The 814-nt window shown below is 41.6% G+C and carries 1 protein-coding gene; it reads right to left on the reverse strand.

The window, feature by feature from the left end; all coding sequences use genetic code 11:
• A partial coding sequence (locus tag ADH81_RS11175) for an Ig-like domain-containing protein (RefSeq protein ID WP_049526729.1) occupies window positions 1-814 on the reverse strand: 814 nt, incomplete at both ends.

Genomic DNA, 814 nt, shown 5'->3' on the forward strand with positions numbered 1-814 from the left:
GAAGCGTTAGATTGTTTAGTACCAGTGTTTGGCAATTCTTTCGCTCCTGCTTTCTTAGCTGGTGCTTGAGCAGATGACTCTTTAGTTGCTTCCTTAACAACTTTATTAGCCGCAATTGTTGCTACTGATCCGTCCGCAAAGGTTACAACTACTGATCCGTCATTGTTAACCTTAACATCTGTCGCAGTTGGGTTAGCTTTCTTAACTTCTTCAGCTACTTTAGCTTTTTCTGCATCTGTCAAGTTGCTTGGATCTACTACTGGAGTAAGAACTGGTACTTTAGCATTATCAGCATCTTTACCACCTACATTAACTTTACTTACTGTTACTGTAGTTGTAGCTGATGTATTTCCTGCTTCGTCTGTTGTTGTTACAGAAACTGTATCTCCAGCATTCAAATCACTTACTGGAATACTGAATTTACCATCTTTATCTGCTTTCGCTGATACTTTAGTTCCATCTGGTAGAGTAACTTCTACTGTTGAACCGGCTTCGGCTGTACCTGTGATTGCTGTATCACCAGCTTTAACTGGGTTCACAACTGGTGCTGCTGGAGCTGTGATATCAGCTTGAGTAACTGTCTTATCACCTGTAAGTGTTGCTGTTGAGCCATCTGGGAACGTTACTTTCGTTGTGCCGTCTTGACCTACTTCTGCTTTAGATCCTGGGTTCGCTGCTTCTACGGCTTCTTTAACTTTAGCTTTTTCTGCATCAGTCAAGTTCGCTGTATCTTTAACTGGTGTCTTAGATAATGGAGCTTGAACACCGTTTGAATCTGCAGTCTTAACAGTTTGATCACCTGTAAGTGTTGCTG

The sequence above is a fragment of the Streptococcus pseudopneumoniae genome, from assembly GCF_001072925.1.
GTDB lineage: Bacteria > Bacillota > Bacilli > Lactobacillales > Streptococcaceae > Streptococcus > Streptococcus pseudopneumoniae_Q.